The sequence below is a fragment of the Candidatus Chryseobacterium colombiense genome, assembly GCA_029203185.1.
Taxonomy (GTDB): domain Bacteria; phylum Bacteroidota; class Bacteroidia; order Flavobacteriales; family Weeksellaceae; genus Chryseobacterium; species Chryseobacterium colombiense.
Map to the genome: position 1 here is coordinate 3,262,222 of CP119310.1, position 19,727 is coordinate 3,281,948.

Genomic DNA, 19,727 nt, shown 5'->3' on the forward strand with positions numbered 1-19,727 from the left:
ACCACCTGAAAGATAAAATCTATTTTAGTTGTCTGCTTTTGAAGCGCTGATTACCAATGCGGCAACTCCTGCAGCTCCGATTACTACTGCTCCTGCAGTTGTTCTTGCTTTTCTGATGTCTCTTACAGCGGCAACATTAGCCTTTGGAATGATTACTTCTGTACTGTCTTTTTTTCCTGCTGTTCCGATCAAGTTGTTGCCATCTACATTACGGAATAGTATTTTTTGATTTTTTGATCCGTCTTTCATCATTACAGTATACATTCTTCCTGCTTCAAGATTCGAATAATTGTTTTTAGCAATATCATCGGTGTACTTTGTTGTAGCGCAAGATGAAATTACAAATAAAGACGTCAATAAAGATGATTTTAAAAGTACAGATGCTTTCATTATATTTTTTAGTTTTTCAAATTTATAATTTTTTTCGAATATACGTTTTCGGAATTGAAAAAATGTGTTTAAAGTTTGTAAATTTCCAATAAATCCGCAATTTTTCTGTCATTGGCAAGTCTTGGGATTTTATTTTGTCCTCCAAGTTTACCCTGAGACTTTGCATATTCAGTAAACGCATTTTTTTTAAGTTTTGATATATGCAGCTTCTGAAGAATATTTCCGGATATTAAATCATCATAATAAGTATTTCGTTTTCTGAGCTGCTCATCAAGTTCATTTTTAAATATCTCCAAATTTTCAGGCTCTTTTTCAAATTCAATAAACCATTCGTGATAAGGAAGTCCTTCATTCGGATTAACCTGTGGAGCGAGATGGAATTCAGTAATCTGTGCAGGGAATTTTTCTAAAGTTGCCTTTATAGCTTCTTCCACTTCAAATGCAATCACATGTTCTCCGAAAGCAGAAGTGAAATGCTTGGTTCTTCCGCTTACCAGAATTCTGTGTGGATTTTTATCAATAAACCTTACGACATCACCAATCGAATAAGCCCACAAACCAGAGTTTGTTGTCAAAATGAGGGCATAATCTTTATTGAGCTCAATCTCTTTTAAAGTCAGCCTCTTTGCAGTAGGTTTTCCATATTCTTCCAGTGGAATAAACTCATAGAAAATCCCGTGATTGGTTAATAGCAACAAGCCTTCTTTAGTATAATCATCCTGAAATGCAAAAAAACCTTCTGAGGCAGGGAATGTCTGAACAATATCTACTTTTCCGCCTAAAAGTTCTTCCATTTTATCTCGATAAGGCTCATAATTTACACCTCCGGTTACAATAAGTTGAAGATTAGGGAAGATTTGTTTGATTTTTTTTCCGTGTTTTTCAACCAGCTTTTCAAAATACATAATCAGCCAGGGTGGAATTCCGGAAATCAATGTCATATTTTCTTTCTCGGTTTCCTCAACAATCTTATCCACTTTTGCTTCCCAGTCTTCCATGATGTTGGTCTCCCAGCTTGGCAGTCTATTCTTTTGCAGATAATTGGGAATGTGATGGGCAACAATTCCTGAGAGCCGGCCGGTTTTTATTCCGAAATTTTCTTCCAGTTCGGGGCTTCCCTGTAAAAAGATCATTTTTCCTTTTACAAAATCAGCATTATTTTTTTTAGCGATGTAATGAAAAAGTGCGCTTTGAGCTCCTTTAATTTGAAATGGCATTCCTTCCTTAGAAATAGGAATATATTTTGAACCGGATGTGGTTCCTGAAGTTTTTGCAAAATATTCAGGGGTTTCCGTCCATAAAATATTGGCTTGTCCCTTTTTTACCCTTTCAATATAAGGTTTAAGATCTTCATAATCGGCAACAGGAACTCTTTCCTGAAAGTCTTTTACCGATTTGATATTTTCAAAGTCATATTCTCTTCCAAAAAGAGTTTTTTGGGCAGTATCTGTAAGAGATAAAAGCAGATTTTCTTGATCTTTCTCTGCATTTTTCTTGAATTCTTCTGCTTTTTGAACATGCTTTTTAGCCCAAATTAAGGCTGCATTTTTCTTTAGGAAATTTAACATGGTTCAAATTTATAAATAACTGAAGAATTTGCAGACATTTTAAGAAAATAAGCAATAAAAAAACCGATGAATGAGTGTACATCGGTTCTTCGAAATTTGATTATGAAAATAACAACTATATGTTGAGTTTATTTGTTCTCTTTATATCTTTTGTCTGGGGTTCCGTCCTTTTTAAGATGCTTGTTTTCTTTGTATCTTTTATCCGGAGTCCCGTCTTTTTTCATTTTTGCTGCTGTTGGAGCTGCTGCAGGCTTTGCTGCTGTGGTCGTGGTAGTTTTTGTAGTAGTTTGTGCTGTTTTAACATCTTTAGCGCCTGTTTTGGCTGTTGTTTTAGCAACATGATGAGTTGTTGTTGTAGATGTTGCTGGAGTAGTTTGTTGAGCGGTTGCAAGTCCAAGTCCTAGAGCTAATGACATTGCGGTAAAAAATTTTTTCATAATGATGATTTTGTTTGTTTTCTTATTCAAAGTTATGCAAAAAGTGAGCTAAAAAAATAGTTTTTATAAACTTAACTAAAGTTTATTACAGATTAAAAAAATCTTAATCTCGTGAACCTGCACTAGAAGCCATAATTTTGAAATTGCTAAAAATAAAACCCGGGTTGTCTTTAAGACAACCCGGGGTAAACATATGAATAGTTGATTTATCGTGTACAATTTGCAGTCCAGGTCTTACCATCTTTTATATAGAGAATTTTCAATTCATTATTGTCAATTCTTATATAAGATGTTGCGCTGGATCCAATCATAACAAGAGTATGGTCACCTTTCTGTTCAAACTCAATTCCGTTAAGGTCGGGGATGCTGTCAGAAAAAGCAAAATTATATTTTGTTCCACTCGCAATTTTTGTTACAAAAACGCTCCCATTGTTGGTACTGATATTGGTGGAACCTCCATCATTATAAGAAATACTTCCTTTGTAAGTACCTGCAAAAAAATCGTTATTTACCGGATCATCATCTCTGCTGCATGATGACATTGCCGTGACAGCAAAAACTAATAGCATAAAAGCTCCTAAGGTTTTCATTAAATTTTTCATAATACTATTTCTTTAAGTTTGGTACATGTAAAACCCCAAATCATGTGCCGCGTAAGGATAATGTTTTATTTTTTAACATTAATTTAAAATTTTTAATAAAATGTTGTGATTTGAGTGTTTTTCATTGGTAATAATTGTTTTTTAAATAATCTTCAATCGCTTCATAAGAAATATTTATCCTTATCTTTGTGAAGATCAAACGGTTTCGGAAAACTCCCGAAATCGCTTTTGTCGTTTATATCCTATTATTTTATGCAATTAAAAACCATCAGTGAAAAGTTTCTTCCCGATTTGCTAAAAAATGAATTTGGAAAGGAAATTTTTATTCAGTTAGAAAATAATCAACATATTTCTGTAAAAGGAAATGCAGGATCTTCGGTTTCAATTTTTGTGGCTGAGCTTTTTGTTACCCATAAAAAACACATTTTATATTTGGTTGATGATAAGGAAGATGCTTTGTATGCCAATACGGAAATGGAAGATTTGTTGGGAAAAGATAAGGTTTTATATTTCCCTGCAACGCATCTGGAACCTTATCAGATTGAAAAAACACAAAATGCAAACCTGGTACTGAGAACAGAAGTAATTAATAAAATTACTTCCAGCCAATCTCCGAAAGTAATTGTGGCCTATTCGGGAGCTTTATCCGAAAAAGTTTTAAAAAAGGAAGATTTTAAGGCAATCTCCCATCATATTAAAGTAGGCGATCAGCTTGATTTTGATTTTGTAGATGAGCTGTTGAATCATTATAATTTCCAGCAGGCAGATTTTGTTTCCGAACCTGGAGAGTTTTCTGTGCGAGGTGGAATTGTTGATGTGTTTTCGTTCTCCAATGAAAAACCGTACCGTATCACATTCTTCGGAAATGAAGTGGAAAGTATAAAAACATTTGATATTGAAACACAGCTTTCCGTAGAAAAGGTCAATGATTTTCAATTGGTCTCCAATATGAATTTTACAGTGACAGGAAGCCGGGTTTCTCTCCTTCAGCTATTTCCTAAAGAAAGTTTTGTGATTTCTAAGAACGGTATCGTGGGAATGCAGAAGCTGAAAACGTTTTACGAAAAATCGTTGGTAAAATTTGAGACTTTAAATAAGGATATTGCTCACAGAGCACCTCAGGAATTATTTATTTCTGATCAGGAATTTTTATTTGATTATAAAAAATTTAAAACCGTTGATTTCGGAAGTGCTTCCATTGAAGGATTGATTGAATTAACGGAAATGAAAATTGATCAAACCGCACAGCCGACTTTCCATAAAAATTTTGAATTATTAATTGAGGACTTAGAAGAGAAGCAAAATGCAGGTTTTGATACCTGGATTTCTTTTTCCACTGAAAAACAGAAAGAAAGATTAGAATCTATTTTTGAAGAGCTGGAACATCAGCTTCCTTTTAAAAGTTTTAAATCGGAGCTTCATGAAGGTTTTGTAGATCATGATCATAAAATTTTAGTGTATACAGATCACCAGATTTTCGATCGCTACCAAAGATATAAAGCAAAAAATACATTTGCCAAATCTGAGCAGTTGACTTTGAAGGATTTGATGTCTTTAAAAATTGGTGATTATATTGCTCACATTGATCACGGAATCGGAAAATTCATGGGACTGGTGAAGGTAAATAATGATGGGAAAATTCAGGAATGTTTTAAACTGACTTACAAAAACGGGGATTTATTATATGTAAGTATTCATTCATTACACAAAATCTCAAAATACAATGGTCCGGACGGAAAAGAAATTGTTTTAAGTAAGTTGGGTTCTCCGACCTGGAAATCTTTAAAACAAAAAACAAAAGCAAGGGTAAAACAGCTTGCATTTGACCTGATAAAATTATATGCTCAGAGAAAATCAGCAAAAGGTTTTGCCTATACTCCTGATTCTTACCTGCAAAATGAATTGGAGGCAAGCTTCCTTTATGAAGACACCCCGGATCAGGAAAAAGCTACGATCGATGTAAAAAAAGATATGGAAGCTGATACGGTGATGGATCGTCTGGTTTGCGGAGATGTTGGTTTTGGTAAGACGGAAGTAGCAATTCGTGCAGCATTCAAAGCGGCAACAGACGGAAAGCAGGTGGCAGTGCTGGTTCCTACAACGATTTTGGCTTTCCAGCATTATCGAAGCTTTAAAGAAAGATTAAAAGATTTTCCTGTAAATGTGGCTTATATTAATCGTTTCAGAACGGCAAAACAAAAATCTGAAACATTGGAAGCACTGAAAAACGGAAAGGTTGATATTATTATCGGAACGCATCAGCTGGCAAGCAGTTCGGTGAAATTTAAAGATTTAGGACTGTTAATTATCGATGAAGAGCATAAGTTCGGAGTTTCCGTAAAAGATAAATTGAAAACCCTGAAAGCAGATGTGGATACGTTAACTTTAACCGCGACACCAATTCCAAGAACCTTGCAGTTTTCTTTAATGGCTGCGAGAGATTTATCAGTGATTAAAACACCACCGCCAAACAGACAGCCTGTAGATACTCAATTGATTGGTTTTAATGAAGAAATTATTCGTGATGCTGTCTCTTATGAATTACAGCGTGACGGACAGGTATATTTTATTAATAACAGGATTGAAAACCTTAAAGATATTGCAGGGTTAATTCAAAGACTGGTTCCGGATGCTAGAGTAATTACCGGTCATGGCCAAATGGAAGGGAAGCAACTTGAAAAAAATGTTCTTGACTTCATGGACGGAAAATATGATGTTTTGGTCTCTACAACCATCGTTGAAAGTGGAGTGGATGTTCCGAATGCGAATACCATTTTCATCAATGATGCTCAAAGATTCGGAATGGCAGATCTTCACCAGATGAGAGGTCGTGTAGGACGTAGCAACAGAAAAGCTTTTTGTTATTTGATTACTCCTCCTTACGATATGATGACTTCGGATGCAAGAAAACGTCTTGAAGCGATTGAACAGTTTTCTGATTTGGGAAGCGGTTTCCAGATCGCAATGAAAGATCTTGAAATTCGTGGAGCTGGAGATTTGCTGGGAGCGGAACAGAGCGGATTTATTAATGAGATGGGATTTGAAACCTATCAGAAGCTTATGCAGGAAGCTTTAGAAGAGCTGAAAGACGATCAGGAATTTGAGAATCTTTTTGAAAATGAAGAAGACCGAAATAAGCTCTTTAAATCTACAAAGGATGTAAATATTGATACGGATCTTGAATTGATGTTGCCGGACTGGTATATTTCAAATACTGAAGAAAGATTATTGCTTTATCAGAAAATCGCAGAGATTGATAATGAGAAAGATTTACAGAAATTTGAAGACGAACTGATTGATCGTTTCGGAAGTTTGCCAAAAGAAGCTGTCAATTTACTGAAAAGTGTAAGCCTAAAATGGCTTGCTGCTGAAATTGGATTTGAAAAAATAGTTATGAAAAATGGTGTATTTTTAGGATATTTTCCGGGTAATCCACAGGATAAATTTTACCAGACGGATAAATTCAGGCATATCATCACATATCTTACACAAAACCCTGCTGAAGCACAGCTGAAAGAGAAAATAGGAAAGGATGGGAATAATCTTATGATGAGAAAAGATAAAGTAGGAAATGTGGATGAGGTGAATCTTTTATTGAAAACAATTTTGAAAGTATAAGAAAATACTAATTACCTTGTTTTAAGGTTTTTATTGTTGCTGTTTTTGTGAGAAAATAAATAAAAATGTAATTTTTATGCAAAAAAAAATTATATTTGTGGAAAAATAAATAATCCTTTTAGAAATGAAGCGACTTTTCTACTTTATTTTACTTGTAGCAGGTATTTCCTCTATCCATTCATGTAAAGACCTGGCAGATGAAAATGGAGACCCTCTAGTAGATCTTAATACGAATACAGGCCTGAATGGCGCTAGAGCATTGCATCAGGAAGTAACGGATTTTGCTACCGTTGCTGATTATCATTATACGGGGCTACTTTTGACTAAAGTAAATAATGGCGCATCTATTACTGATATTGCATATAGCGGGGACAGGGTAAGTAAAGTAACTTTTGATGGTTTCTTAGATTTGGATAATAACGGAGTTCTTGATCCGGGTAAAGTTACGTACACACAGCTATTTACTTATGGTGCTTCTGGTAGATTGGAATCAATTACAGAAAACAGAAATATTTATAAATTGACAGGAACTCCTCCTGCTCAGGTTCTGGATAAACAAACAAAATCGGTGTATACTTTAAAGTATAATGCATCAACAGGTAAACTTGAGACAATTTCTATGTTAACTGGTATCGATGCACCTGGAACTCCTTTTGCATACACTGCCTACTCAGAAACTCAATATACTTATTTGGGTGACAATGTATCTAAGGTTAAAACAGGATTTGGAACTATCACTGGTGGTGTAAACGATCCTATAGTTTGGACGTATGAATATGGATTTATGAATTATGATGATAGAATAAGCCCATATACGTTACTACCTTTTGCGTATAAAGTTTCGTATTTGTTATCTACGCCTTTCTATGGTCAGAGAAGCCTTATGCTATCTCCGAATAATCCATCGAGAGTATCTGTTACGTATTTGCCTGTACCGATTCCTACTCCGGTAGTTACCTCTACAAATTTTACGTATGATTCACAGACTTACCTGACGAAAGCATATGGAAGATATTATATCTATAAGCCTTTGTAAGCGAAAATAATAACTATATTTAAAAAGCTCAATTCTGAAAAGAATTGGGCTTTTTTATTTTTTATCTCTTAATTTTGTAAAAAATTTTAAATGAAATATTTAATTGTAGGACTGGGAAATAAAGGGCCTGAATATGAAAATACACGTCATAATATAGGATTTAAAGTTGTTGAAAAGATTGCAGAAACTCTTGAAGTTCCATTCAATACGAGCAATTTCGGATGGTTGGCAGACGGGAAGTACAAAGGAAGAAGAGTGCTGTTGTTAAAACCGGATACCTATATGAATCTTTCCGGAAATGCAGTAAGGTACTGGATGCAGAAAGAAAATATTCCTTTAGAAAATGTACTTATTGTAACAGATGATCTGGCTCTTCCTTTTGGAACCTTAAGATTAAAAGGTAAAGGATCTGATGCAGGACATAACGGACTCAAAAATATTATTGAAGTACTGCAAACCCAAAACTATGCAAGACTTCGTTTTGGTATTTCGGCAGAGTTTTCCGAAGGAAAGCAAATAGATTATGTATTAGGAACCTGGAATGAATCCGAAACGGAAAAACTTCCGGAGAGAATTGAAAAGTTTGCTAAAGCCTGCCTTTCATTCGTTTTTGCAGGAATCAACAATACGATGTCTGCTTTTAATGGGAAATAAAAAATCGGCGGGGAGCAAAGCTCCCCGCCGATTTTTAAAGCATTTTTATAATTATAACCAAGTTACGGCACCGGTTTCTACATCATAATTTGCTCCTACGATCTTAATTTTACCTTCTTTTTCAAGGTTCTCCAGCGTAGAGCTTTGTTTACGGATATCTTCTATAGCACTTCTTACATTTTGATGGTTCAATCTTTCCAGAAGTGAACTGTTTTTAGAAGATCTTTCTTCTCCTTCTTCAATTACGTCTTTAATGATTGGGTCAAAATGATTAATCAGGTGGTTAAGATTATCCATTCCTAATCCTTCGATTTGTGCAGCGTCTAATCCACCTTTTAAAGCCCCGCATTTAGTGTGTCCTAAAACAACAATAAGCTTAGAGCCTGCTACATTACAGCCAAACTCCATGGAACCTAAAATGTCCTGATTCACAAAATTACCGGCAATTCTGATACTAAAAACATCTCCCAATCCCTGGTCAAAGATGAGCTCTGCAGAAGTACGGCTGTCAATACAGCTTAAAACTACAGCAAAAGGCCATTGTCCTTCACGGGTTGCATTTACCTGTTCCAAAAGGTCTCTGTTAGCCTTTAAGTTATTTACAAATCTTTGATTTCCTTCCTTTAAAAACTCTAATGCTTTTTCCGGAGTAATTGTAGACTGGGTTTCGTATGTATGTGCTTTCATATAATTGTATATAATGTTTATAAAGTTAAAAATAATGATTTTTGAGCTTACATAGCTCTTGTGTGTGTAATTAAAACATGAGAATCCTGACTGTTCTCATAATCTCTGTATGATGTCTTGAAACCGAGGAGTTCTACATTGATGTCTTCTTCTTTTGCGCGGATATTTGCAAAATCCTGGATCATTTCCAGAACATCTGTAGTGATATATGAAGTTCCACGTGCATCAATGGTCACATTAGAATTGGGTTTAATGTTTTTTAATGTCTTCTTAATGGCTGCTTTGTTTAGAAAAGATACTTCTTCTGCTAATTTAATATTGATTCCGTCTGCGTCATTTAACTTTTCTCTACTTAAGTAGTAAGCTCTTTTCATATTTCCCTGAAGGATATAGAAAATGGAAATTGCCAAACCTATTGCCACGCCTTTCAAAAGATCCGTGGCGACTATAGCAACAACAGTTGCTACAAAAGGGATAAACTGAAATTTTCCTAAATGCCAGAAGTGCTTGAATGTAGCAGGTTTCGCAAGCTTATAGCCGACTAAAATTAATACCGCTGCTAATGTAGCAAGTGGAATTAAATTCAGAATCATAGGAATTGAAAGTACACAAATCAATAATAAAACCCCATGAATGATCGCTGAGATTTTTGAAGTGGCACCTGCGTTGGCGTTGGCAGAACTTCTTACCACGACTGAAGTCATAGGAAGTCCACCAATAAGTGAGCTGACTAAATTTCCAATACCCTGAGCTTTTAATTCAAGATTAGTGTCTGTAATTCTTCTTTGCTTATCCAGTCTGTCTGAGGCTTCAATACAAAGTAAAGTCTCAATGGAAGCGACAATAGCGATGGTAGCTCCCACAATCCAGACTTTAGGATTTGAAAATCCTGTGAAATCAGGCATTGTAATGAGGTTCTTGATATCTTCAAATGACTGAGGAACAGGGAGTACAACCAAATGTTTAGGATTGATCGCCAACGAACTTCCGGTCATTTTGAAAACTTCATTCAATAAAATGCCTGCAACAACCGCAACTAAAGCTCCGGGAAGCATTTTCATTCTCTTTAAAACAGATATTTTATCCCAGGCCAAAAGAATAGCAATTGAAACTAAAGTCACAATAATGGCTCCAGGATGAACGGCTCCAAATAATTCAGTGAAATAGTTAAAATTTAAGCCATTGTCAAAAATAGATTCGTGTCCTTCATAATCTTTGTCAAATCCCAGCGCATGCGGAATTTGTTTTAAAATAATGATGATTCCGATAGCAGCAAGCATTCCTTCGATCACATTGTTAGGAAAGTAATTGGAGATACTTCCTGCCCTTATAAAGCCTAAAACTAACTGAATAAGACCGGCAATAATCCCTGCGCAAAGAAATAAGGGAAATGCACCCAAATCGGTAATTGCCGTGAGAACAATTGCCGTTAAACCTGCTGCAGGACCAGATACGGAAATATTAGAATTACTTAAGGATCCCACCACTAATCCTCCTACGATTCCGGCAATAACTCCGGATAACGGCGGAGCACCGGAAGCTAATGCAATTCCTAAGCATAGAGGAAGTGCAACTAAAAATACAACGAGTCCTGAAGGGAAATTCTCCTTTATTCCTCCTATTAAAGATGTGTTTTTCATGATATGAAAATGTATAGTTATAGCTGATTAGCTGTGATTAATCAGTTATAAAAAGGTTGGAAATTTAATTTTTAAAGTACATATCAATTCAATACCCAAAGCAGGTATGAAGACAATAAAAAACTATTAGATAAAAATTAAGCTTCCGGAGGCGGAGAAAATATGGTAAGTAGGGGCGAAAGATGAAAATCATCATCAATCAGTACGAATGATTGGCCTTTTAAATCAGGTTCAAAAAATCTTAGATAATCAAAAACATCCAAAGGTTTTGGAAGTGCTTTTTCATAAACAATGAAAGGAGATGAAGAAGAATGAGGCTCTTCCTCGTTTACGATCACATTGGTCTGGAGAAGGTCCCAATTAAAAATCGCAGCAATACTCGGTAATGCTGTGAAGTTTAAAAAAACCATTAATGTAATAATACTCCAAAGTTTCATTCAATTGTTTTTAGAAAAATATTACTTTTTCTTTCGGCTCATAACCCATTCAGAATCCGTAAGATTGTAGATTTTTTGAATGTCCTTCAATATTTTTTCAAAATCAATCTCCAAATCAATAATTTTTCCGGTTCTAAGGTCAAAAACCCAGCCGTGAACAATAGGATATTCTTCTAAGATATATCTTTCCTGTACACAGGCCATTTTAACAACATTAATACACTGCTCCTGAACATTAAGTTCTACAAGTCTGTCATAACGTTTGCCTTCATCTTCAATAGAATCCAGCTCTGCTTGGTGCAATCTGTACACATCACGTATGGTTCTCAGCCAAGGATTCATCAATCCTAAATCCTGAGGGGACATTGCTGCTTTTACACCGCCGCAGTTGTAATGTCCACATACAATAATATGATTCACTTTAAGATGTTCCACCGCATATTGAATAACGGCTGTAGAACTCATATCCAACGTATTGACAACATTGGCGATATTTCTGGTTACAAATACTTCTCCTGGCTTCATTCCCATCACTTCTTCTGCGGTAACTCTGCTGTCTGAACATCCGATGTAAAGAAATTCAGGGTTTTGAGTTTTTGCAAGTTCATGAAAGAACTCAGGGTTTTCTGCAACCTTAGATTCTACCCATTTTCTGTTGTTTTCGAAAATAACGTCGTATGATTGTGACATAAAATAAAATTTAAAAGTGAATAATTATTTATTTCGTTTAAATTATTTTCAAATTCAATAGACTGAATCAATAATTATACAAAAATATAATTTTTGCAGATAAAGCAAGTCGTTTTAACAAAGTTTAATATTAAAATATGCTTAAAATCATATGAAATATGGGATAAACTAAGCTGAACAATAACTACCGGATTAAAAATAACCAGAAACTCACTATAAAATTACGACAAAAATTTAAATACTTTAATATTGATAGGGAAGTCTAATAAAATATAGATGAATAAAAGTAACCTATATTTTATAGTTGATATAGCCTTCCGTTGCATTTTCGTTAGGATAAATTGTAGCAGGATTTCCGGTGACAACAGAATCAGAAGGTACATCAAAGTTTATATATGAATTGGGTGCTATCAGAACATTATTTCCAATTTTTATATTCCCGACAATAATGGCATTCGGACCGATCCAGACTTCATCACCAATCTCAGGGGAGCCTTCATTTTTCCCTCTGTTCTGCTGTCCGATAGTAACGCCTTGTGCAATATTGCAATTTTTACCGATTATCGTTTTAGGATTAATGACCAGGCTTCCCCAATGTCCAAGATAAAAACCTTCTCCAATTTGAGTTTCAGGATAGATTTGAAACCCATATTTGATCTGAAAGTGTCTTAAAACCAGTCTCCAGAAAAATCCTAAAACGGGAACGTTCCTGAACTGTTGAGATTTTCTCAAAATATAGATGAAATGCAGGTTCGGATTGATGCATTTCGTCCATATTGTAAAAGTGGAAAGCCATTTTCCGCTCTCACGATAAAAATCTTTCTGTATGGTTGAATGGTTTGACATTGGAACAAAGATAGAAGAAAATTGATTTATAAACTATCTATAATTTTCATGATAGAATCTACGGAGTTTTGCAAGCTAAAGGGAATTGAATAGTCTTTCAAACTTTCTGAGTATGTATTAAAATATTCAGGGTTCTCAAGTGCTTTTCTCATACCGGAATAGATGCCTTCTTCTGAATTTTCAACGATTAATCCGATTTCTCCGTCATTCAGCATTTCTTTTACACCGGAAACTTCTGTAGCAATGATTTTCTTTTTCAGGGTAATTGCTTCAAAAAGAACGGTAGGAAAACCTTCGTATCTTGAGCTTAAAATGTAAAAATCCGAATGTTTAAAATAAGGATATGGATTATCTGTAAAACCAAGCATTGTAGCAGTATTATCAACACCTAATTCTGATTTTAATTTTTTGATATTTTCAAAATCATATCCGTTACCAACAATGAGAATCTGATGCCCGAAGCCTTCATCAAGAAGTTTTTTGTGTACTTTCAGCAATCTGTCGAAACCTTTCTGTGGAAAAACGGTTCCTACAGAAATAAACGTAGGAGAAGTTGTATCAAAGTTGTAATTAAGAACGGGTTTCTCAGCTTTGGTTAAAATTTCTTCGGTATCTAATGGATTGTAGATCTTTTCTACTTTATGTTTTTCTGCTTCATTTTGAGTCAGACTGAGAAAGGTCGTTTTGATTTTTTCCGAGATCACCATGATCTTATCAAAATCAAAAAACTTTTTTATTTCCTCATCGGTGTAGCCTTTTACTTCCGAAAGATCATTGTGGATCCAAACTATTTTTTTAGAATTTTTTAGTGGAGAATTTAAAATCTCATCACGCATTCCGTGAATGGCAGCAAATTCAATATCATATTTTTTACCATTTAATTTCCCGTTATAAAGTAGTTTGGGAAATCTTTTTAATACACTCTGATAGATTATCCGGTATATTTTCCTGGGGATATCCTGAATGCGGTTTGTGGTGATCATCTCGCCTTTATTCAGATATAAAATATTGATCCAGCTTGGAGCTTCGCTCAGATATTTCCCGGAATATAAATTAAGCAAAAGATCAATCTCATATTTGTCTTTCGGGAGATTTTTAAGAAAAGTGACCAATACCTTCTCTGCTCCGCCATGTCGGAGGGAGCCTATCCGGATCAGTATTTTTTTTCTTTCGGCCATTTATTTTACGGGTTTGTAAGTATGAGGAAGATGTTTTTTTATATAGGCATCTAATTGGGGACGCACAAGCTCAAGTTCTCTTGGATACATCACGTTGTTGGCTAATAACTTATCGCCATATTCTTCTATAGTACAGATAAATTTTGCGGGAACACCAGCAAAAACACTTCCTTTAGGCATAGACGTGGTTAAAATGGACCCAGCACCGAGAACACAATTGTCCTGCATTTCCACACCGGGCATAATTATGGTGTCTGCTCCGATCAGACATTGTTTACCAATTTTTATTCTCCCGAAAGTTCTTACATCTTTATATTTTTCAAAAAAATGAAGGGCATTTTGTCCGCCATCATGATTCACAAATCTTACATTGTTGGAAAACGTAGTTTCATCGCCGATTTCAATGAGAAAAGGCTCGGTTCCGAATTCGGGAACTTCTACAAAGCGGACGTTTTTGCCTACTTTTAATCCTTTGGCAATACAGACTTTCAGATAAATATTCTGTATCATCCGATGGTAAGAGGTGTGAAGTTTAAGAATTAGGCGGTAAATAAAAAGCATTTTTTTATTTTTTTACTAAGTTAGTGATGATATTTTCAACCGCATCAAAAATTTTCTGATTGTCAAACTGTTTTTCAATGTCTTTCAGGTTTTCTTTAATGTTTGAAACGTAGTCCGGTTCTGTAAGGAATTTTTTCATCGCTTCATACATTTCTTCCGTTTCATAGTTGATGAGATGTCCTGTTTTTCCGTGAGCAATCATTTCCGGGATTCCTCCTACATTGGTTGAAATAATAGGCTTTTGAAGGATTAATGAATCAGCAATAATTAATGGCCAGCTCTCGGATTCCGAAGGAAGAATGAAAAAATCCGCATTTTTTACGTAAGGATATGGATTGAGCAATGAACCTAATAATTGAAAACTTTCGGTAACACCCAATTCCTGTGCCTGTTTCTTTAGATTTTCTTTTTCTTCACCATCGCCAATAACAATAATATGATGGTCAAATCCTTCTCGCAACAGTTTTGAATGAGCTTCCATTAATTTATGGAATCCTTTTCTGCTGTGTAATCTTGCTACGGAAACAAAAACTGATTTTTTAGGAAATTCGGGTTGAAAAGCCTTTGCTTTTTCTTTCAGTTCTTCAATTGGGATTGCATTTAAGATGACCTGATTTTCCGGAAGCTTAAGATCAGGATAGGTTTCCATTAAAATATCTCTGGTTTGCTGAGAACCAAAAATAAAATAATCAAACTGTGGAATCTGTTTCAAAATATCGGATACTAAAGGCTGAAGTTTAGGCAGTGTAATATCGGAATGAAACCAGCCGATTTTTTTTGAATTTTTATTGACAGAATTTAAAACCGACGAAAAAGCTGCATAGGTTGGAGCTATTTCTACATCAAATTTTTCATTCAGAAGCTGATCTGCTATTTTCGGATTATTATGAGCTCTTTGAAGGCTGTATTTTCTTTTTGCAAGCTGAATTTTTTGGATCAATAGATTTTTAGAAAAATCTTCTTTTCCATTTTCAAGATATACTTTTCGTACATGGTTCGGAAACTCATTGCGCAACTCTCCCTGATTGATATTCAAACAAACCGTCATCTCAAATTTTTCCTGATTGAGATTGTTCAGCATACTCAGGATTACCTTTTCTACGCCTCCCATTTCCATAGAACGGTGTCTGAAAAGCACTTTTATTTTATCATTTTTCATCTTAGCTCAATAGTTGTTGTACGAATATTCTAAGTTTTTTCATTACGCGGTATGAAATCGCATTCTGATATTCAAGAAGGTTATAGATTTCTTTTGCATTGCTATATTCATCCGGGATTTTTTTACCGTTGATGGAGCTTAAGCCTCTTCTTTTCATCGCATTGAAAATTACTTTAGAAAAATATTCCCGGGATTGGGGTCTGTTGTCATTTTGAGAAATTCCACCCAAATGGTTTCTATAGAGATAATTGGGCTCATCAATATATTTTACCTTCCCTTTTTCGTACATTTTAAGATAAAGATCCTGATCTTCTGCAATTCTCATAGAGGTATTTATCTTTTCGGTCTGTTCATAGATTTCTTTTCTGAAGCATACAAAATGTACGATATGAACAGGGCAATTGAAAAAGTAAGCATCACCATTTACAACCTGCATTCCGGATTTAAATCTTTCAATAGGTTTTAGATGCTCATCACATTTTACAAAACTGGAATAGGTAAGAACCGTATTTTTATCCTTATTAAAGATCTTCATGCTTGCTTCCAAAGCATTTGGAGTAATGGCGTCATCCGGATCTACGAAACCGCATATTTCTCCGGCTGCAAGTTCAATCAGTTTGCTTTTTGTAATTCCGACTCCGCTGTTTTCAACATTTTGGAAAACTTTAAACCGGGAATCATTACCGATAATCTGATGGATACTTTCAAGAGAATCGTCTGTTGAAGCATCATCCAGAATTATAGCCTCCCAATTTTTATAAGTTTGGGTGATAATTGATTCATAACAGGTTTTGAAAAATTTTCCGTTATTATAATTGGCAATCAGAATTGAAAATTTCATTCGGAGACTAATAGTTTGATGAAAAGATTAATTCAAAAATATAATTATTCTTTAAAATAGGCAATTGAATGAAAATCTTTATTTTTGTTGTATTAAAGCAGACACAGTGAGTGAAATAAGAAGAGTTGTAAAAACGTTTATAGGGTATTTAAAAAGACCTGATCTCTATCCGGAACTGGGCAGAAAGATTCTGAAAAATACGATCAACAGAAATAATGCTTTCAAAGGAAAGGAAAAAACAAATTCCTGGGCATCTTCAAAGGCGATTTCTCAGGAGGAAGCAATTCATAAGCTTTTCAGAGTAAATTCCGGAGCATTCAGCAATGAATTTCAGGATGTTTTGAAACGGGCAGGAGAAAAAGAAAAGGAATGTCCTATCAAAATGGGAGGGGCAGGAGCTTTGGAACTGATTTATTATGCCTGTGAGTATTCAAATGCGCAGCATGTTGTGGAAACAGGTGTTGCTTATGGTTGGTCTTCATTGGCTGCGTTACTTTCGTTAAGAAAAAGAAACGGAATACTATATAGTTCTGATATGCCTTATCTTGGTCAGAATGGAGATCAGTATGTAGGCTATGTCGTTCCGGAAGATCTGAAATCCAACTGGAAGCTTTTCCGTTTTGCAGATAAAGAATCTCTACCTAAAATCTTTGCCGAAACTTCTGGTTTTGATGTGGTTCATTATGATTCGGATAAAAGCTATGACGGAAGAATATGGGCTTATCAGGAGCTTTACCGGAATTTAAGAAAAGGAGGCGTTTTTATGAGTGATGATATCGGGGATAACTCTGCTTATCAGGATTTCTGCGAAAAGAATGGTATTGATACTACGGTGGTAGAGTTTGAAGGAAAATTTGTGGGTGTTTTTATAAAATAAGATCAGGTTTTTGAAAATTACTCAGATTACTTTTACACGATTTGTCGCTGCATTGGCAATTGTGATTTCACATTTCAATAAAGATGTATTTCTCTATAAGATCCCCTATCTCTCCGAAGTTTTTCTGAGAGCGAATGTGGGGGTAAGTTATTTTTTTATCCTTTCCGGTTTTATTATGGTCATTGCTTATCATAAAAAAGAAAAAATCGGTTACGGAGATTATTATCGGAACAGATTCGCAAGAATTTATCCTTTATATGTGGTAGGATTGCTGCTTTTGTGGTTTACCCGGGAAGAAAAATTTCTATTTACGGATATTCTTTTATATCTCTTTGGGCTCCAGAGCTGGATTCCGGGTAAAGCAATGGTTTTGAATTTTCCGGGTTGGTCTATCTCTGTTGAATTTTTGTTTTATCTGCTGTTTCCTTTTCTTTATAATTATTTATATTCAAAAAAGAATAAAAGAATTTGGGTGATAGCTATTCTTATCTGGATTGTTACACAGATTTTTTCAAACTTATACATGAAATCTGGTTTTTACACGGGTCCACATACGGTAAGTCATGATTTTATTACCTATTTCCCGTTACTTCATATCAATGAGTTTCTGATAGGAAACCTTGCGGGATTGTTTTTTATTAAAAATCATAAACAAAAGGATTTTGATCTTTTAATAAGTCTCATTTTTATAGGGATTTTATTATGTTTAATATTTGTTCCGCTCTATTTTCATAATGGATTAATGGGTGTTTTGTTTATTCCTCTTATTCTTTTGATTTCCAGAAATAATGGGATTTTAACAAAGATATTTTCTTTCAAACCTTTAGAATATTTAGGAGAGATCAGTTATGCTATTTACATTACGCATATTCCTGTTTTATATATTCTGAGGCAGCTGGTTTGGAAGAAGTATATTTTTGATATTGATGTCATGTTTGGGGCTTACATGATTGCTTTGCTTCTAAGCTCGGCGTTGTTTTATCAGACTGTTGAAAGTCCTGCGAGAGAATTTTTGAGAAAAATCAAATTAAAATGATTAGTTTTAAAAAATTAGTTTGGAAAGTAATAATTAGACATGCTGTTTAACTCATTTGGTTTTTTGATTTTCTTACCAATTGTATTTATACTTTATTGGTTCGTTTTTCATAAAAAATTTCAGTATCAGAATATTTTGCTTCTTCTTGCAAGTTTTTATTTTTATGCTTGCTGGGATTGGCGATTCATGTTTCTTTTGCTTTTTTCCATATTGCTGGACTATTTTTCCGGAATTAAGATTGAAAATAGTTCAGGTAAGCGTGAAGCTAAAATTTGGCTTACACTTAGTATCGTGATCAATCTTGGATTTTTGTGCTTCTTTAAATATTATAATTTTTTTATTGAAAGTTTTGCTGATCTGCTCAGTGGTTTTGGACTGAAAATAAATATGTGGCTGTTGAATATTGTTCTTCCTGTCGGAATTTCATTTTACACATTTCATGGGCTTTCATATGTTATTGATGTTTATAAAAAGAGAATTTCTTCTGAGAAAAATTTTATAGATTATGCTGTATTTGTAAGTTATTTTCCATTGCTTGTTGCTGGTCCCATCGAGAGAGCTACTCATCTTTTACCTCAAATTCAGCGTAAAAGAGCTTTTAATTATGAACAGGCTGCAGACGGATTGCGGCAGATGCTATGGGGCTTTTTTAAAAAGATGGTGATTGCAGACAATTGTGCTCCTCTTGTTAATGAGATTTTTAATAACTATCATTCAGAAAGTTCTGTAACTCTTGTCTTAGGGGTTATATTATTTGCTTTCCAGATTTATGGAGATTTTTCAGGGTATTCTGATATTGCCTTGGGAGTTTCAAGATTATTTGGAATTGAATTGCTTAAAAACTTTGCATTTCCTTATTTCTCCCGTGATATTGCTGAATTTTGGCGAAGATGGCATATTTCTCTTTCCTCCTGGTTCAGAGATTATCTCTATATTCCATTAGGAGGAAGTAAAGGAGGACTCTGGATGAAAATCAGAAATACATTTGCCATTTTCCTCGTTTCGGGTTTCTGGCATGGTGCAAACTGGACTTTTATTGTTTGGGGAGGTCTCAACGCTATTTATTTTCTCCCGCTTTTGTTAACAAAAACAAATCGACAAAACCTTGAGGTTATTGCACAAAATAAATTTCTTCCTAGTTTAAAAGAACTTTTTCAGGTTGTTGTTACGTTTGCCATTACTTGTTTTGCTTGGATTTTTTTTAGAGCAGATTCCGTTTCAGATGCTTTACTGTATATCAAAACTATGGGGACCGGAAAGTGGGAACTGTCAAACCCTTTTCCTTCCAAGGTTTTTGCTTTAATTGGTATTATGCTTTTGATAGAATGGATCAATAGAAGCCGATTTCATGGGTTTGAAATTAAAAGATACAACCCGTGGCTGAGAAGGGTACTGTATGTGGCTTTTTTATATATAATCATCCGATATGCAAATTTCGGGAATAATGAATTTATTTATTTCCAATTTTAA

General features: G+C 34.7%; 19 protein-coding genes. 6 read left to right on the forward strand and 13 right to left on the reverse strand.

Going from position 1 to position 19,727, the window contains the following annotated elements:
• Positions 1–24: 24 nt before the first annotated feature.
• From P0Y62_14710 to P0Y62_14725, 4 genes are all read right to left on the reverse strand, one after another.
• The gene (locus P0Y62_14710; GenBank protein ID WEK69088.1) at positions 25–390 is read right to left on the reverse strand and encodes a hypothetical protein; all 366 of its coding nucleotides are present in this window, start codon (positions 388–390) and stop codon (positions 25–27) included.
• A 68-nt stretch (positions 391–458) separates the two neighbouring features.
• Positions 459–1,958: a GH3 auxin-responsive promoter family protein gene (locus P0Y62_14715; protein WEK69089.1), complete on the reverse strand. Its 1,500-nt coding sequence runs from the start codon at positions 1,956–1,958 to the stop codon at positions 459–461.
• A 128-nt stretch (positions 1,959–2,086) separates the two neighbouring features.
• On the reverse strand, positions 2,087–2,395 hold the full coding sequence (locus P0Y62_14720; protein WEK69090.1) for a hypothetical protein: 309 nt from the start codon (positions 2,393–2,395) through the stop codon (positions 2,087–2,089).
• Between the two features lie 206 nt (positions 2,396–2,601).
• Positions 2,602–2,997, reverse strand: a complete 396-nt coding sequence (locus P0Y62_14725; protein ID WEK69091.1) for a hypothetical protein — start codon at positions 2,995–2,997, stop codon at positions 2,602–2,604.
• A 252-nt stretch (positions 2,998–3,249) separates the two neighbouring features.
• On the opposite strand from P0Y62_14725, the gene mfd reads away from it, so the two are divergent.
• The 3 genes from mfd to pth all read left to right on the forward strand — a co-directional run bounded on the left by mfd (position 3,250) and on the right by pth (position 8,305).
• Positions 3,250–6,615, forward strand: a complete 3,366-nt coding sequence (mfd, locus tag P0Y62_14730) for a transcription-repair coupling factor (protein WEK69092.1) — start codon at positions 3,250–3,252, stop codon at positions 6,613–6,615.
• Positions 6,616–6,739: 124 nt separating this feature from the next.
• Complete coding sequence (locus P0Y62_14735) at positions 6,740–7,651, forward strand: hypothetical protein (protein WEK69093.1); 912 nt, start codon at positions 6,740–6,742, stop codon at positions 7,649–7,651.
• A gap of 90 nt (positions 7,652–7,741) precedes the next feature.
• Complete coding sequence (gene pth, locus P0Y62_14740) at positions 7,742–8,305, forward strand: aminoacyl-tRNA hydrolase (GenBank protein WEK69094.1); 564 nt, start codon at positions 7,742–7,744, stop codon at positions 8,303–8,305.
• Positions 8,306–8,356: 51 nt separating this feature from the next.
• Here pth and P0Y62_14745 read toward each other — a convergent pair whose 3' ends face one another.
• The 9 genes from P0Y62_14745 to P0Y62_14785 all read right to left on the reverse strand — a co-directional run bounded on the left by P0Y62_14745 (position 8,357) and on the right by P0Y62_14785 (position 16,344).
• Positions 8,357–8,992 carry a carbonic anhydrase gene (locus tag P0Y62_14745; protein ID WEK69095.1) on the reverse strand — a complete coding sequence of 212 codons (636 nt, stop codon included), beginning with the start codon at positions 8,990–8,992 and terminating at the stop codon, positions 8,357–8,359.
• A gap of 47 nt (positions 8,993–9,039) precedes the next feature.
• Positions 9,040–10,632: a SulP family inorganic anion transporter gene (locus P0Y62_14750; GenBank protein WEK69096.1), complete on the reverse strand. Its 1,593-nt coding sequence runs from the start codon at positions 10,630–10,632 to the stop codon at positions 9,040–9,042.
• Positions 10,633–10,769: 137 nt separating this feature from the next.
• Positions 10,770–11,069 (reverse strand): hypothetical protein, encoded by a 300-nt coding sequence (locus P0Y62_14755; GenBank protein ID WEK69097.1) that lies wholly within the window; start codon positions 11,067–11,069, stop codon positions 10,770–10,772.
• Between the two features lie 21 nt (positions 11,070–11,090).
• Positions 11,091–11,759: a carbonic anhydrase gene (locus P0Y62_14760; GenBank protein WEK69098.1), complete on the reverse strand. Its 669-nt coding sequence runs from the start codon at positions 11,757–11,759 to the stop codon at positions 11,091–11,093.
• A gap of 291 nt (positions 11,760–12,050) precedes the next feature.
• Positions 12,051–12,605, reverse strand: coding sequence for a serine acetyltransferase (locus tag P0Y62_14765; protein WEK69099.1), 555 nt, complete (start codon positions 12,603–12,605; stop codon positions 12,051–12,053).
• A gap of 26 nt (positions 12,606–12,631) precedes the next feature.
• Positions 12,632–13,783 carry a glycosyltransferase gene (locus tag P0Y62_14770; GenBank protein ID WEK69100.1) on the reverse strand — a complete coding sequence of 384 codons (1,152 nt, stop codon included), beginning with the start codon at positions 13,781–13,783 and terminating at the stop codon, positions 12,632–12,634.
• On the reverse strand, positions 13,784–14,344 hold the full coding sequence (locus P0Y62_14775; GenBank protein WEK69101.1) for an acyltransferase: 561 nt from the start codon (positions 14,342–14,344) through the stop codon (positions 13,784–13,786).
• Positions 14,345–14,348: 4 nt separating this feature from the next.
• Positions 14,349–15,503, reverse strand: coding sequence for a glycosyltransferase (locus tag P0Y62_14780; GenBank protein WEK69102.1), 1,155 nt, complete (start codon positions 15,501–15,503; stop codon positions 14,349–14,351).
• 1 nt (position 15,504) lies between these two features.
• The gene (locus tag P0Y62_14785; GenBank protein ID WEK69103.1) at positions 15,505–16,344 is read right to left on the reverse strand and encodes a glycosyltransferase; all 840 of its coding nucleotides are present in this window, start codon (positions 16,342–16,344) and stop codon (positions 15,505–15,507) included.
• 106 nt (positions 16,345–16,450) lie between these two features.
• Here P0Y62_14785 and P0Y62_14790 point away from each other — a divergent pair, with 106 nt between their 5' ends.
• Genes P0Y62_14790 through P0Y62_14800 form a run of 3 tightly spaced genes read left to right on the forward strand, consistent with a single transcriptional unit; the run spans position 16,451 to position 19,727 of the window.
• Complete coding sequence (locus tag P0Y62_14790; GenBank protein ID WEK69104.1) at positions 16,451–17,221, forward strand: class I SAM-dependent methyltransferase; 771 nt, start codon at positions 16,451–16,453, stop codon at positions 17,219–17,221.
• A gap of 10 nt (positions 17,222–17,231) precedes the next feature.
• Positions 17,232–18,257 carry an acyltransferase gene (locus P0Y62_14795; GenBank protein ID WEK69105.1) on the forward strand — a complete coding sequence of 342 codons (1,026 nt, stop codon included), beginning with the start codon at positions 17,232–17,234 and terminating at the stop codon, positions 18,255–18,257.
• A 39-nt stretch (positions 18,258–18,296) separates the two neighbouring features.
• Positions 18,297–19,727: an MBOAT family protein gene (locus tag P0Y62_14800; protein WEK69106.1), complete on the forward strand. Its 1,431-nt coding sequence runs from the start codon at positions 18,297–18,299 to the stop codon at positions 19,725–19,727.

What these genes read in the sequence shown, in the direction of transcription:
- P0Y62_14710 (WEK69088.1), bottom strand. Translation starts at nt 390, where the DNA reads ATGAAAGCATCTGTACTTTTAAAATCATCTTTATTGACGTCTTTATTT.
- P0Y62_14715 (WEK69089.1), bottom strand. Translation starts at nt 1,958, where the DNA reads ATGTTAAATTTCCTAAAGAAAAATGCAGCCTTAATTTGGGCTAAAAAG.
- P0Y62_14720 (WEK69090.1), bottom strand. Translation starts at nt 2,395, where the DNA reads ATGAAAAAATTTTTTACCGCAATGTCATTAGCTCTAGGACTTGGACTT.
- P0Y62_14725 (WEK69091.1), bottom strand. Translation starts at nt 2,997, where the DNA reads ATGAAAAATTTAATGAAAACCTTAGGAGCTTTTATGCTATTAGTTTTT.
- mfd (WEK69092.1), top strand. Translation starts at nt 3,250, where the DNA reads ATGCAATTAAAAACCATCAGTGAAAAGTTTCTTCCCGATTTGCTAAAA.
- P0Y62_14735 (WEK69093.1), top strand. Translation starts at nt 6,740, where the DNA reads ATGAAGCGACTTTTCTACTTTATTTTACTTGTAGCAGGTATTTCCTCT.
- pth (WEK69094.1), top strand. Translation starts at nt 7,742, where the DNA reads ATGAAATATTTAATTGTAGGACTGGGAAATAAAGGGCCTGAATATGAA.
- P0Y62_14745 (WEK69095.1), bottom strand. Translation starts at nt 8,992, where the DNA reads ATGAAAGCACATACATACGAAACCCAGTCTACAATTACTCCGGAAAAA.
- P0Y62_14750 (WEK69096.1), bottom strand. Translation starts at nt 10,632, where the DNA reads ATGAAAAACACATCTTTAATAGGAGGAATAAAGGAGAATTTCCCTTCA.
- P0Y62_14755 (WEK69097.1), bottom strand. Translation starts at nt 11,069, where the DNA reads ATGAAACTTTGGAGTATTATTACATTAATGGTTTTTTTAAACTTCACA.
- P0Y62_14760 (WEK69098.1), bottom strand. Translation starts at nt 11,759, where the DNA reads ATGTCACAATCATACGACGTTATTTTCGAAAACAACAGAAAATGGGTA.
- P0Y62_14765 (WEK69099.1), bottom strand. Translation starts at nt 12,605, where the DNA reads ATGTCAAACCATTCAACCATACAGAAAGATTTTTATCGTGAGAGCGGA.
- P0Y62_14770 (WEK69100.1), bottom strand. Translation starts at nt 13,783, where the DNA reads ATGGCCGAAAGAAAAAAAATACTGATCCGGATAGGCTCCCTCCGACAT.
- P0Y62_14775 (WEK69101.1), bottom strand. Translation starts at nt 14,344, where the DNA reads ATGCTTTTTATTTACCGCCTAATTCTTAAACTTCACACCTCTTACCAT.
- P0Y62_14780 (WEK69102.1), bottom strand. Translation starts at nt 15,503, where the DNA reads ATGAAAAATGATAAAATAAAAGTGCTTTTCAGACACCGTTCTATGGAA.
- P0Y62_14785 (WEK69103.1), bottom strand. Translation starts at nt 16,344, where the DNA reads ATGAAATTTTCAATTCTGATTGCCAATTATAATAACGGAAAATTTTTC.
- P0Y62_14800 (WEK69106.1), top strand. Translation starts at nt 18,297, where the DNA reads ATGCTGTTTAACTCATTTGGTTTTTTGATTTTCTTACCAATTGTATTT.